The organism is Hydrogenophaga sp. (assembly GCF_051007235.1).
GTDB lineage: Bacteria > Pseudomonadota > Gammaproteobacteria > Burkholderiales > Burkholderiaceae_C > Hydrogenophaga.
In genome coordinates this window covers 1-13,533 of the sequence record NZ_JBPCSJ010000196.1, presented here as the reverse complement: position 1 = coordinate 13,533, position 13,533 = coordinate 1, and the positions used below count along the sequence as shown (strand labels likewise).

Below are 13,533 nucleotides of genomic sequence, written 5' to 3'. Positions count from 1 at the left end.
GCATCGACCAGAAAACGCGAGAGCGGCACGGCCTGCTTGACGAAGCTGGCGAACGCGTCGGCGCCGTGTGCACGGATGTAGCTGTCCGGGTCGTGTTCCGGTGGCAGGAACAGGAATTTGACGCTGCGCGTGTCGGTGGCCAGAGGCAGTGCTGCGTCCAGCGCCTTGCGGGCGGCGCGGCGGCCGGCGGCGTCGCCGTCGAAGCTGAAGACCACCGCGTCGGTGAAACGGAACAGCTTGTGCACGTGGTCGGGTGTGCAGGCCGTGCCCAGCGTGGCCACGGCGTTGGCAAAACCCAGCTGGGCCAGGGCCACCACGTCCATGTAGCCCTCGGTGACCAGGGCGTAGCCGTGCTGGCGGATGGCGGTGCGCGCCTCAAACAGACCGTACAGCTCGCGGCCCTTGCTGAACACCGGCGTTTCCGGCGAGTTCAGGTACTTGGGTTCGCCCTTGTCCAGCACGCGCCCGCCAAAGCCGATGAACTCGCCCTTGACGTTGCGGATGGGGAACATGATGCGGTCGCGGAAGCGGTCGTAGCGCTTGGCTTCGCCGTCCTGGCCCTTTTCGTCCTCGTGCGCGATCACCATGCCCGACTCGACCAGCAGCGGATCGGTGTAATCCGGGAACACGCTGGCCAGGGTGCGCCAGCCTTCGGGCGCGTAGCCCAGGCCGAACGTTTTGGCGATCTCGCCCGACAGGCCGCGGCCCTTGAGGTAGTCGATTGCGCGCGGCGAACCCTTGAGGTGCTTGATGTAGGCGTGGGCCGCTTTCTCCAGCACGTCGTTGAGCGTGGACTGCTTCTGGCGTTGCTGGGCGGCGCGCTCGCGCTCCTGCGGCGTGACGTCGTCTTCGGGCACCTGCAGACCGACCTGCTGGGCCAGGTCCTTGACGGCCTCGACGAAGTTCATGCCGGCGTGTTCCATCAGGAAGCCGATGGCGTTGCCGTTGGCCCCGCAGCCGAAGCAGTGGTAGAACTGTTTGGTCGGGCTGACGCTGAACGACGGCGATTTTTCGCCGTGGAACGGGCACAGGCCCATGAAGTTGGCGCCGCCCTTTTTCAGCTGCACGTAGCGGCCCACCACGTCAACCACGTCGACGCGGTTGAGCAGTTCCTGGATGAAAGATTGCGGTATGGCCACGGGGCTATTCTCCCCCAACGATTCACCCGCACCCGGAGACCCGCATGACGAGCATCTACGACCAGGACCTGCCCCGCAACGAGGCCAATTTCGCGCCGATTTCCCCGTTGTCCTTCATCGAGCGCACCGCCGAGGTCTACCCCGACCGCCTGGCCATCGTGCACGGCAGCCTGCGCCAGACCTGGGCCCAGACCTACGCCCGCACCCGCCAGCTGGCCAGCGCCCTGCAGCGAGCCGGCATCGGCAAGAACGACACGGTGGCGGTGATGTTGCCCAACACCCCTCCCATGGTTGAAGCACACTTTGGCGTGCCCATGGCCGGTGCCGTGCTCAATGCGCTCAACACCCGGCTGGACCCGGAAGCGATCGCCTTCATGCTGGACCATGGCGAAGCCAAGGCGGTCATCGTCGACCCCGAATTCGCCGGCACCATGGCCAAAGCCCTGAAGCTGCGCCAGCGGACCGATCCCTTGCTGGTGATCGACGTGCAGGACGCACTGTTCACCGGCGAGAGCCAGCCGGTCGGCGGCACCCCTTACGAAGCGTTCATCGCGGGGGGCGACCCCGCCTTCGCCTGGCAGCTGCCGGGCGACGAGTGGGACGCCATCGCACTGAACTACACCAGCGGCACCACCGGAAACCCCAAGGGCGTCGTCTACCACCACCGGGGTGCGGCCATGAACGCGGTCAGCAACATCCTGGAGTGGGACATGCCCAAGCATTCGGTCTACCTCTGGACCTTGCCGATGTTCCACTGCAACGGCTGGTGCTTCCCCTGGACGGTGGCGGCGCGGGCCGGCGTCAATGTCTGTCTGCGCCGGGTGGAGGCGCAGACCATCTTCGACCTGATGCGGGAACACGGTGTGACGCATTACTGCGGCGCGCCCATCGTGCAGGGCCTGCTGGTGAACGCGCCCGCGGCGATGAAAGTCGGCCTGCCGGCGGGCATCAAGGCCATGGTCGCGGGGGCCGCGCCGCCGGCTTCGATGATCGAGGGCATGGAGCAGATGGGGTTTGACCTCACCCACGTCTACGGCCTGACCGAGGTCTATGGCCCGGCCACGGTCTGTGCCAAGCACGACGCCTGGAATGATCTGGACATCGGCGAACGGGCCCGCCTGAACGCGCGCCAGGGCGTGCGCTACCACCTGCAGCGCGACGTGCGCGTGCTCAACCCCGAGACCATGCAGCCGGTGCCGCAGGACGGAGAGACCATGGGTGAGATCATGTTCAAGGGCAACATCGCCATGAAGGGTTACCTCAAGAACCCGCAGGCGACGCAGGAGGCCTTTGCCGGCGGCTGGTTCCACAGCGGCGACCTGGCGGTGCAGTACGCCGACGGTTATTTCAAGATCAAGGACCGCAGCAAGGACATCATCATTTCGGGCGGCGAGAACATCTCGTCCATTGAAGTGGAAGACGTGCTTTACCGCCACCCGGATGTGCTGGCCGCTGCCGTGGTGGCGCGGCCAGACCCCAAGTGGGGCGAGACGCCCTGTGCGTTCGTGGAGCTGAAGTTCGGCGTGCACACCACGCCCGAAGACATCGTGCGGCACTGCAAGCAGCACCTGGCCGGTTTCAAGGTGCCGCGTTATGTGGTGTTCGGCGATCTGCCCAAAACCAGCACCGGCAAGATCCAGAAGTTCGAGCTGCGCAAGCGGGCGGGGTCGGCTTCCGCCATCGACGTCTGAAACCACAGGCCCGAACACCCCGTCAGGCCGGTTCCATGGCCTGCCACCCTCCAGCGGCGTAGCGTTGCATGTGCGCGGACCCGAAACGCCACAGGTGCAGCCAGCCGTTGTCGAGCAGCTGCTGAAGCACCTCGTGTTGCCCGATCACCCGGTCGATGGCGGCCTGGGGCGCGTCGATCACCACGGTCAGGCGCAGCGGCTCGTGCACCCAGCGTTCACCGTCGTGCAGCGATTGGCGCGACAGGCCGATGCGCAGGTCGCCGCCGTTGCCCTCGAAAACGCCGATGTGTCCGCCCACCACGTTGTGCAGCACCTTGTTGCCGCTGCCCATGCGCAGGGGTTCGCAGGTGGAGGCGTGGTACTGCCAGTTGATCCAGTGCGTGACCAGCATCGGCGCGGTCATCAGCAGCTCCAGGACGCTGCCGTCGGGGTCGCCCGCGGCGTCGTAGTCGTGAAGAAAACTGCGACCGTCCAGCGCCACGCCGCGGCTGCGCCAACGCGGCGCAATGAGGAACGCTGCGTTGTTGGCCAGGCCCCACTCGGGGCGTGTCTGTGCGCCGTCGTTGGCACGGCGACGAAATTGCTTGAGCAGGTGGGCGTGTGTGGCGCGCGGATCCAGGCCCAGGCTGGGCGCGCGCTCGCGGCGGACCTGGTCGCTGGCATGGGCCCACACGGGCTGGAACTGTTGCCAGTGCTCCCTCGCGCCCAGGGGCATCAGGTCGAGGTCAAAGCCTTCGAGTTCGTCGGTGGTGGTGTTGTGCAGCGCGGCCACGAACCAGGTGGCATCGGGGATGTGCACGCCCCGGGTTTGCAGACCCTGGCGCACGGCGGGTTCGTTGAGCATCTGCGCCAGGCTGCGGGCGTTGACCTCGCCGGTCTGCCCGCAGCAGGCGCCACAGTCGAGCGCTGCGGCGTGGGCGTTGTTGCAGGACTGGCTGCCATGGCCCACCAGCAGCACCAGCGGTGCCAGGGGGAGTACGGCAGCTGGCGGCCGGTCCAGGCCCATCGCGTGGAGCACCCCGGCCGACATTGCCACTTTGGCCTCCAGGCTCAGGCCGGTGAGCTGGGGCCGGCACACCGGGCGGTAGCGCGCCGGCAGGCCGGCCTGGTCGTCGTTGACCCGGCCGCCTGTCGATGGCCGCAGCCACTGCCACAGCTTGCCCAGGTAGCCCACACCAGCGGCTTCTACAAAGGAGAACGCGGTGCCGGGCCACTGGCTCGTGCCCTGCCACTGTGCCGCCAGCGCCAGGCGGTCGGTGCGGGCGCCCACCACGTGGGCTTCAGAACCGGCATCCACCGACTCCGTGACCTCGGCTGCGGGTGCCAGCAGGCCAGGCAGTTGTGGCCGCCTGGCTGTGGTGCCCAGTGGCGTGTAGGCCACCGGCAAGCCAAAGAAACCGGCGAAACCGATGGTCTGCACGGCGGGCCACACGGCTTCCAGCGCACGCCGGATCGGCTCACTGCGCACGTCGATGCAGAAAGCAGCCTGCACCTCGGGCGGTCCGGCATCGGGCGCTTCGCAGGCCGCACTGGCCAGGCGCTGCAGCAGCTGACGCTGGTAGCCGCACTCCAGCGCGGTTTGCCACACCTCGTCGATCAGCAGGCTGTCTTCTGCGCTGGCGATCATTTGATGGGACCGCTGCCATGCGAGTCGCAGTGACGCGAACACCTGGGTGGTGGTGGTGTCGTCCCGGCTGTCCAGCAAGATGGCACCCCAGGCCAGCCGGATGGCGAGCAGGTCGCGCAGGTGCTCGTCGGTGCGTCCCTCCAACCGCGCCTGCCAGCCCAGATAAGCGCACCACGAAGCCCACCCGTTCACGGTGAGCAGCACCGCTTCGAGGTACTCGGCCCAGGTGTCGGGCGGCAGGCCCAAGCGTTGCAACACCCAGCATTCTGCGTCTTCCCGGGTCGGCGGCAGGGACCTGAGCGCTGCACCGAGCTGTGGCAGGCCCATGAGCACGCCAATGCCGTGGTCGTGCTGCAAGGTCTCGCGCCAGAACGCGTAGAGGCCGCTGGTGCGCTGGGGTTGCCAGCTGGCCTGGTGAGTGTCGAAATAGGCGGCGCAGGTCTGGCTCACCTGGTGGGAGATCGCTTGCCGCCACGACAGCCGTTGGTGGCGTTGCGGGTCGGTGTCCAGCACATCGATCAGCAGGGGCAGCTGGCGGATGGCGGCAGGGCGTTGCAGCGCTCCCACGCACTGCTCGGGTGTCAGGCCAGCGGCGAGCGCAGCGGGCAACCCGGACAGTGCTTGCAACAAGTCGGCGTGGGTGATGCGCTGCTGTTCCCACGCCAGCTGCTGGGTTGCGCGCGATGGGAACACCTGCACGTCGCCCAGCACCGCCATGCGCGCCGCCACCCGCCGCACCGGCATGCCGATGCGCGACCAATGCGGGTTCACCGCGATGGCGCGGTCCAGCGGCCAGGCCGGCGCAATCATCTGGCAGGCCTGGGCGCAGGCGGACTCGATCTGCCGCTGCAGACCGGGCGATATCGGATGGCCTGGGCGGGTTGTGTGGTTGGCGTCTGGGGCAGCGTGTTCTGCGGTCGAGGTGGTCATGGTGGGTCCTGTGAAAACGTCAGTCTGAAAGCTGTGTCGACGCCTTGGGCGGAGTTGGGCGACCGTGCGACGCTCTCTTGTCGGGCGCCCACCGGGTGGGCCACAGCCACAGGGTGAGTCGGGTGTGGTGTTCGTCCAGATAGAAGCCCGCGTAGCTGCGGCGGCGCCAGGCTTCCAGCGCGCTCGGCCGGGTGTGCAGCAGCACAAGGCCGAGGTAGAGCACCGCCATGCCGGCCAGCGCCACGGCGCCCAGGGCGTGGTGCGGCGAGTCCTGCAGGTTCAGCGGCAGCCAGTGCGCCAGCAGGGTCAGACCGGTCAGCCCGGCCACCATCAACAGGCCGGACACCGCAACACGCAGGCTGCGACCGCTGTGGGCCTGGGTCGGCGCAGGCAGCCACAGCAGCGGCGCCCAGGCCAGTCCCAGCACCAGAGCCCACCACCACGGCAAGGCGCCTGGGCTGATGGCCGTTTGCAGACCCAGCACGAGGCTGACACTCACCAGCGGCGCCAGCCACAGGCTGACCGCGCGCAGCTGGCGCGGTGTCTGCAGCGTTTGCAGCCGCGTGTTGCGCACCGCGCTGGACGCGGCCAGGAACGTGTGGGCCTTGTAGAGCGAATGGCCAATCAGGTGCAGCGCGGCCAGCGTGTACAGGCCCAGCCCGCACTCGAGCGCGAGAAAGCCCATTTGCGCCACGGTGGACCACGCCAGGCGCACCTTGATGCTGATACGCGTGAGCATGACCAGGCCCGCCAGCACGGCGGTGCCCAGGCCCACTGCGACCAGCAGCCCGCGCGCCAGCGGCACGTGTTCCAGCAGCGGCGCAAAACGGATCAGCACGAAGCCCCCCAGGTTCACCACGCCGGCGTGTAGCAAGGCAGACACTGGCGTGGGCGCCTCCATCACCTGGATCAGCCAGCCGTGCACCGGCAGCAGCGCCAGGCGCAGCACCACGGCCAACACCAGCAGTACGGCGCTGGCCTGCAGGGTAGGGCTGGCGCCATGGGTGTCCACATGCTGGAAGAGTTCGGCCAGCGATCCGCTGCCCACGCTCGACCAGGCCAGGCCGGCCGCTGCCAACAGCCATGCATCGGCCAGCCGGTCGGCCAGGCGTTTTTTGTGCGCGGCCAGCAAGGCGAAAGGCCGGTCGGGGTAGAAGCACAGCAGCGGCTGCAGCGCCACACCCACCAGCGCCCACGCGCCGATCAGCAGCAGCCAGTGGTCGGCCATGAGCAGGGTGTGCACGGCGGCCAGCACCCCGGCGAGCGCCGCCACGAACCGCGCTTGGCCAGCTTCACCCTCCATGTACCGGGCCGAAAAGACACCGATCACCAGGCCCAGGAACTGCACCAGCACCGCCAGCGCGCCGCCCAGCGCCGTGACTGCCAGCCAGTGACTGCGGGCGGCGGTGCCTGGGAGAAAGACACCCACCAAAGTCAGGCCCAGGGCCAGCAACGACAGGGCGTTGACCGTCGCCCAGAGGCGAGTCACCCGCCCGGTGGTCGGACGGGGCCAGGCCAGCGCGATCAGCAAGGCGAGCAGCATGACGGCTGCGGGCGCCAGCGCCATGGCGGTGTTCGGGTTATGGGCCAAGGTGAATTGCATGTTGGAAACCGGTTTGCTCGAATGCCTCGATCCTCTGAAATCCCATGGGTTCTGTAAAATAGATTGATACGAACGAAAACATAATCAAAAAAGAACAATGAAGCTGGAGCAATTCAACTTTCATCACCTGTTGTACTTCTGGCGGGTGGCCAAACACGGTCATCTCACGCGAGCAGCCGAAGCGCTGAACACCTCGCAGTCCGCGTTGTCGGCCCAGATTCGGCAGCTCGAAGAACGGCTGGGTGAGCCGCTGTTCAACCGCGAGGGCCGGCGTCTGGTGCTGACCGAAACGGGTCACCTTGTGCTGTCGTACGCCGAGAACATTTTTGGGCTGGGCCAGGAGCTGCTAGGGCGGCTGGAGGGCCGCGACCAGGGCATCACCCGGCTGCGCGTGGGCAGCGTGGCCACCCTCTCACGCAACTACCAGGAAAACTGGATTCGGCCCCTGCTGGCCGACCCGGCGGTGGTGCTGACGCTGGAATCCGGCCCACTGGAAGGGCTGCTGGAGCGCCTGACCCAGCACCAGCTGGACGTGGTGCTGGCCAACGAGGCGGTACCGGCCGACCCAGAGCGCCCGCTGTATTGCAAGTTTCTGGGCAGCCAGGCGGTGTCGCTGGTCGGGCCAGCAGGGCGCTGGGCGGCCGACGTCCTGCGGGTGCCCCAAGACTTGGACGGGGTGGAGATCGCGCTGCCTGGCCCGCGCCACGCGGTGCGCGCCCAGTTCGACGCGCTGTGCGCCTCGGCGGGCATCCGGCCCCGGCTGCGGGCCGAGGTGGACGACATGGCCATGCTGCGGCTGATCGCGCGCGACAGCGGCTGGCTCACTTTGCTGCCTGGCGTGGTGGTGCAGGACGAACTGAGGTCGGGCGCGCTCGTGGTGGTGGGCCAGCTGGCCGATTTGCAGGAACGCTTCTACGCCATCACCACGGTGCACCGCCACCGCATTGAAATGCTCGAGCGCCTGTTGTCACCGGCGGGGGGAAAGTGACCCGTCAGCCAACCACAAGGTCGGTGGGCGCCGAGGACTCAGTCTCCCGCAACAACGCCTTCGCGGCGCGGGTCGGCGCCGCCCAGCCAGCCGCCCGGTGCGCGCTGCAGGGCCTGCAGACCGCTGGTCATGGCGGTTTCGTTGACGGTGTGGCCACGCTCGCGCAGCGCCTGCACCGTTGCGGCGTCGAAGCGCTTTTCTTCTAGCAGCACCGGGCCGCCGGTGGTACCGAAGTTGGGCAGGTCGATGGCCGCCTGTGGCGATAGCCCACCCTGCAGTGTGGCCAGCAGCGTCTTGGCGGTGAAGTGGATGATGAGCGCACCGCCCGGGCTGCCCGCGCTCATGAGCAACTGACCCGATGCCTTGTCGAACACCAGTGTGGGCGACATGGACGAGCGCGGCCGCTTGCCCGGCTCCACCCGGTTGGCCACCGGCCGCCCTTGCGCGTCCGCCGGCGTGAAGCTGAAGTCGGTGAGCTGGTTGTTCAGCAGGAAACCGCCCGCGCGGCCCTCGCCGGTGTTGACCATCAGGCGCGAGCCGAAGCCGGCTTCGATGGTGGTGGTCATGGCCAGGGCGTTGCCGAAGCGGTCGACGATGCTGATGTGGCTGGTGCCGTATTCGGGCTGGTCGGGCATGCGGGCCCATGCGCTGGCCACGCCGCCTGGCTGGCCGGGGTTGGCCTGCGGTGCGCGTACCGGGGTGATCAGCTTTGCCCGTTCGTCGAGGTAACGCGGTGCCAGCAGGCTGTTCCAGCTGCCGGCAGGGGGCGCGACAAAGTCCGGGTCGCCCAGGTACTGCGCCCGGTCGGCAAAGGCCAGGCGCGAGGCTTCCATGTAGCGGTGCAGCCAGTCGGCGCGAGGCACGCCGGTCAGTGGTTGCGCACCCTGTGGTGTGCGCGCCAGCAGCTCCATGATCTGGCCGACCGCGATGGCGCCCGAGCTGGGCGGCGGAAAGCCGCAGACCCGCAGCGCCTTGGCCTGCGCGGTGTGGTCGAAGCACAGGGCTTCGCGTTCCCTGGGCTCGTAGCGCCGCAGGTCGTCCAGCGACAGTGCGCCAGGGCGCACCGGGTGTTGCTGCACCTTGGCCACGATGGCCCGCGCCACAGGGCCCTCATGCAAGGCGGCCGGTCCGATGGCGGCGAGGTTGCGCAGCACGGCCGCCAGTTCGGGGTTCTTGAGCACATGGCCCACCGGTTGGGGCGTGCCGTCGGGCCGGTAAAAGTAAGCCGCAGCCACCGGGTCGGCCTTGAGGGCGGTTTCGCCTGCCAGCAGGGTGTTTAGCCGTGGGCTCACGGCAAAGCCCTGTTCCGCCATGGCGATGGCGGGCTCAAACAGCCGCGCCCAGGGCAGCTTGCCATGCAGACGGTGGGCCAGCGCCAGCATGGCCACGGCGCCGGGCACGCCGACCGAGCGGCCGGACGCGACCGCGTCCATGAAGGGCAGGGGCTTGCCATCGGCGCCCAGGAACAGCTGGGGTGTGGCCGCGGCGGGGGCGGTTTCCCGGCCGTCAAAGGCCTGCACGCGCTGGCCGTCAAAGTGCAGCAGGAAGGCGCCACCACCGATGCCACTGGACTGCGGCTCCACCAGCGTCAGCACCATCTGCACGGCGATCGCGGCGTCGACTGCGCTGCCACCGGCCCGCAGCACCTGCGCGCCGGCTTCTGTGGCCAGCGGGTTGGCGGCGGCCACCGCCTGCCGCTGGAAGCGCCAGCCGGGTTTGGCGGTCAGGCCGGAAGCTGATTCGGGCTGTGCCGGTGGAGGTGCCACGCCGGTGGACCGGGTCGTGCCCTCCGGTCCGGCACAGGCCCCCATCATCAGCCCGATGAGCAAGGGCAGCACACGGTGCAGCCGCAGCGGTGTGCGATCTGTCATGAAATGGCGCATGGCGTGAGCTCGGTCAGAGGAATGAACGGGGGGCCGGCCCCGCGTCGACACCGAGGCTGAATCGGGTGGGGTATGGGGACCATACAGATTCAAGATCCCCGAGACAAGGACCCCAATACGCGCGTCGTGTCATCCGGTGCCGGGATCATCCCAGCCCATGCCCAAGCTCCTGTGGGGCGCTACTGTCCGAAAGGCGTCGACACAGGAGCCGACTGATCGCTGAACCGAATTCATCCTGAAGTCCCCTTGAAAACCTGGACCACCCGGAAGTAGAGAATTCCCCCAGACGGAGTCTCTACATGAAGAAATCCAGATTCAGCGAAGCGCAGATAGTCGGCATCCTCAAGGAAGTCGAGATGGGTGCGAAGGTCGGTGAGACGTGCAGGAAGCACGGCATCAGCGAGCCGACGTACTACAAGTGGAAAAGCCAGTTCTCGGGCATGACGGTCTCGCACCTGGCGCAGCTTCGCCAGCTGCAGGATGAGAACGCCAAGCTCAAGCGCATGTACGCCGACCTGGCGCTGATGCACCACGCGCTCAAGGACGTTGTTGACCGAAAGCTCTGACCCCGGAGCGTCGCGAGGTGGTTGTTCAAAGTCTCATGGCCGCGCACGGTATGAGCCAGCGCAGGGCCTGCATTGCCAGCGGGATTGCTCGCTCCACACTGCGCTACCAGCCTGTCGCACGCGACGATTCCGGGGTTATTGCCTTCGTTCAAGCCCACATGGTGCTCAACCCGCGCCATGGCTTTGGCCTGCTGTACGACAGCGCCCGCCACCAGGGCAAGCCCTGGGGCAAGACGGTGCTCTGGCGCGTGTACTGCGAGCTGCGGCTGAATCTGCCACGGCGGGGCAAGAAACGGCTGCCTGCGCGCATCAAGCAACCACTACACGCAGCAGGCCAGCCCAACCAGGGCTGGAGCTGTGACTTCATGTCTGATGCGTTGTGGTCCGGCAGGCGCTTCAGGACCTTCAACGTCATCGACGAGTTCAACCGCGAGGGCCTGCACATCGAAGTTGACACCAGCCTGCCGGCTGCGCGCGTCATCCGGGCGCTCAACGAGCTGGTGGAGGTGCGCGGTGCGCCGCTGTCGATTCGCCTGGACAACGGCCCTGAGTTCATCGCCCACGCGCTGGCCCAGTGGGCTCAGAGCAAGGGCATCGCCCTGCAGCACATCCAACCCGGCAAGCCCACGCAGAACGCCTATGTCGAACGATTCAACAAGACCTACCGCACCGAGGTGTTGGACTGCTACGTCTTCGATTCACTGCAGGAGGTGCGCGACATGACGGGCGACTGGCTGCACCGATACAACCACCACCGCCCCCATGAAGCCCTCGGCCGAATCCCACCTGTCGAGTACCGTGTCAAACTATTCCCCAACCTCTACTTCTGACTGGCTCAGGAATTCGAGGGGACTTCAAACTGACAGAAACGCTTGTCGCTGCTCGACGGTCAGTGCACTCAGCAAACGATCAAAGACGCGGGGATCGAAAAAACGGAGCAGTACATCAAGGTTTTGAGGCAAAACAGCGTTTGTTCTCGCCCGTAGGGAAGCGCACATCTGTTCTGTTGGCAGATCGCTCCTGATGAAAAGGAATGCATTGGCATAGCGCCACTTGTCCAATGCCTGCTCCGTCGACTCGGCGGCCGACGGACCCATGGAGTGAGCGGGAAGCGACAACAGGACGGGACTGGCGCAGTCGCGCCACTGGCAGGGCGTACCCGTCAGGACATCGACGGCCTGACAGCTAAGCCGGAGTTCTGCAGCCACATTGCGCCCATGAGCGACAGCCGCATCCAGCAGTAAGAAATGATGCTTCCCTTCCGGTGGACCGCTTATCAAAGCGGTCGCCACGTAGCTTGAAAACGTCTGCACAGCAGTACTACCGGACAGCGAAAGAAGACCCCGCTGCGCGGGCCTTCAGCAAGCAAGCAACGCAGACCTGTTTAGGCAAGAGAGGCAGGGAGTAGCTCACCCCCACCGGCCCCGAGAAGCTCTTCGCACCCGCCTGCACCGTGATGGTCCCCGGACACATCACGGTGATGTTCCCGCCCTCGATGACGATGCTGGCCCCACCGGCCGTGGCCAGGGTGATCTTCTTGGCTGCGGCCCAGTCGATGTTGGCGGTTTCGCTCTGGATTGAGAGCTGCTGCTTGGCCGCGATCTGCAGGGTATCGCTCTGGGCCTGTATCTGTGTGTCGCCCTGCGCAGCGATCAGCGTGATGCCTTTGCCGGCCGCTTCAGTGCCCGCTTGCACCGCGCCGGCCAGCATGCCGATGCTCTGGCCGGTGTGCAGGCGGTAGGCGCCGCCCGTGGCCCAGTGGCTGTCCTGTCCGCTGGCTACTGTGATGTTCTCGGCCGCGCTGACCTGCACATCCTGCCCGGCGGTTTGGGCCCAGCCGGCTTTGGCGGCGATGGCGATGATCGGGTCGGCGCTGGCCGGTACGTTGGTGTTGGCCGTGTCGGTGGTCTTGTTGCCGGCGTCGCCCTGGGCTTGCTCAAAGCTGGCGGCTTTGACCATGCCTTTGACGCTGGTGTGCCAGGCCGCCAGTGTGGCCTCGGGCTTCGCCCCCTCGGGCGCCAGGCTGCTCTGGCCTGCTTGGCCGCTGCCGATCTGCGCAGCCAACTGCGTGATCTGGTGCGTGCCGGCGGCCTGGTTCAAGCTCTGGCCCAGCGTCTTGAGTTGTGCGGCCAGGGCGATGCCGGCGGCGTTGTCCAGGGCCGGCTCTGCGGTGGCCTGTCCTGAGGGGGTACCACCCGTTCCCGTCGGTCCATAGGTGGTGAGCAGCACGCCGCTGGCGGCGCGGATGACTCCGTAGGCGTCGGTTCTGAGTTCAAAGCCCGCTCCGCGCAGACTGCCGCGGTGGTTGTCGGCCTGGTGGATGAGGTGGCCCAGGTTCAGCTGGGTGCCATGTTGGGTGGTGGCCAACTGCACGCGCAGCTGCCCCGCGCTGTCGTCAAAGACCAGCTGGTTGTGGCCCGAACCACCGAACTCCTGCGTCTTGATGCCGTTCAAGGCGCTGGCGTTGCACTGTCCGTTCGATCCGGCGGTCGCTGCGGCCGAGCCGGCCCCGTGCCAGGCCGGGCTGTGGCCGGCGCCGATGCGGTTGCCCTGGGCGCCAGGGCGGTGGTCGCTGCTCCGGGCCAGCGCGGAAAGCTCCGCCTGAGCGCCTGGCCCGCCGGGCGTGGGTGGCACACCCGCTTCCCCCTGGCCGTTGTAGAGCGCGGCGATGACGATGGGCCGCTCGATCTGGCCGTCCACGAAATCCACCAGCACCTCTTGCCCCACGCGGGGGATGAACTGCCAGCCCATGCCGGCGCCGGCAAAGCGCTGCATCACGCGCACCCAGGTGCTGGCGTTGCTGGTGTTGGCCGCTGGCGTCTGCGCTTCGCTGGCCTGGAAGTCAAAGCGGATGCGGATGCGGCCCAGGCGGTCGGTGTGGATTTCGCCGGCGCCCGAGCCCGAGGTCGCGCCGTCAGGACCGACCACGGTGGCCGTGAGCGGCCCTCCCGGGCGCGGTGTGGGGTAGAGCGGGGCGCCTGCGTCCGAGTACAGCGCCACGCGCCAGGGCACGTAGGCGCGGATGGCTTCGAAGGCATTGCCGTAGCCGCTCTTGCGGGCCTGCTCGGCCACTTCGGGGGCGACCCAGTCGGCCAACGGGGCCTGC

9 protein-coding genes are annotated in these 13,533 nt (G+C 67.4%); 3 read left to right on the top strand and 6 right to left on the bottom strand.

From position 1 onward, the window contains the following. Positions 1 to 1,139: DNA primase (gene dnaG, locus ACR2JA_RS07095; protein WP_434008401.1), on the bottom strand; the 1,139-nt coding region annotated here is incomplete at its 3' end. A gap of 44 nt (positions 1,140 to 1,183) precedes the next feature. Between dnaG and ACR2JA_RS07090 the strand changes: the two genes are divergently transcribed. Beyond that, positions 1,184 to 2,830, top strand: a complete 1,647-nt coding sequence (locus ACR2JA_RS07090) for an acyl-CoA synthetase (RefSeq protein WP_434008400.1) — start codon at positions 1,184 to 1,186, stop codon at positions 2,828 to 2,830. Positions 2,831 to 2,852: 22 nt separating this feature from the next. Here ACR2JA_RS07090 and ACR2JA_RS07085 read toward each other — a convergent pair whose 3' ends face one another. Both ACR2JA_RS07085 and ACR2JA_RS07080 read right to left on the bottom strand, forming a co-directional pair. Continuing rightward, entirely contained in the window at positions 2,853 to 5,387 is a 2,535-nt protein-coding gene (locus ACR2JA_RS07085) for a YbcC family protein (RefSeq protein ID WP_434008399.1), read from the bottom strand. 19 nt (positions 5,388 to 5,406) lie between these two features. Further along, entirely contained in the window at positions 5,407 to 6,990 is a 1,584-nt protein-coding gene (locus ACR2JA_RS07080; protein ID WP_434008398.1) for an NADH-quinone oxidoreductase subunit L, read from the bottom strand. Between the two features lie 97 nt (positions 6,991 to 7,087). Between ACR2JA_RS07080 and ACR2JA_RS07075 the strand changes: the two genes are divergently transcribed. Beyond that, complete coding sequence (locus ACR2JA_RS07075) at positions 7,088 to 7,978, top strand: LysR family transcriptional regulator (RefSeq protein ID WP_434008397.1); 891 nt, start codon at positions 7,088 to 7,090, stop codon at positions 7,976 to 7,978. Positions 7,979 to 8,016: 38 nt separating this feature from the next. Here the strand turns inward: ACR2JA_RS07075 and ACR2JA_RS07070 are convergent, their stop codons facing one another. Beyond that, complete coding sequence (locus tag ACR2JA_RS07070) at positions 8,017 to 9,849, bottom strand: gamma-glutamyltransferase family protein (protein ID WP_434008396.1); 1,833 nt, start codon at positions 9,847 to 9,849, stop codon at positions 8,017 to 8,019. Positions 9,850 to 10,160: 311 nt separating this feature from the next. On the opposite strand from ACR2JA_RS07070, the gene ACR2JA_RS07065 reads away from it, so the two are divergent. Next, a protein-coding gene (locus ACR2JA_RS07065; protein ID WP_434008395.1) for an IS3 family transposase occupies positions 10,161 to 11,257 on the top strand; the annotation gives its coding sequence in 2 pieces (ribosomal slippage) (positions 10,161 to 10,413 and positions 10,413 to 11,257; 1,098 coding nt in all). A 24-nt stretch (positions 11,258 to 11,281) separates the two neighbouring features. Here ACR2JA_RS07065 and ACR2JA_RS07060 read toward each other — a convergent pair. Together ACR2JA_RS07060 and ACR2JA_RS07055 are read right to left on the bottom strand one after the other, a co-directional pair. Beyond that, positions 11,282 to 11,740, bottom strand: a complete 459-nt coding sequence (locus tag ACR2JA_RS07060) for a DUF4123 domain-containing protein (RefSeq protein ID WP_434008394.1) — start codon at positions 11,738 to 11,740, stop codon at positions 11,282 to 11,284. A 7-nt stretch (positions 11,741 to 11,747) separates the two neighbouring features. After that, positions 11,748 to 13,533 (bottom strand): type VI secretion system Vgr family protein (locus tag ACR2JA_RS07055; protein WP_434008393.1); only part of this gene is annotated, 1,786 nt, incomplete at its 5' end.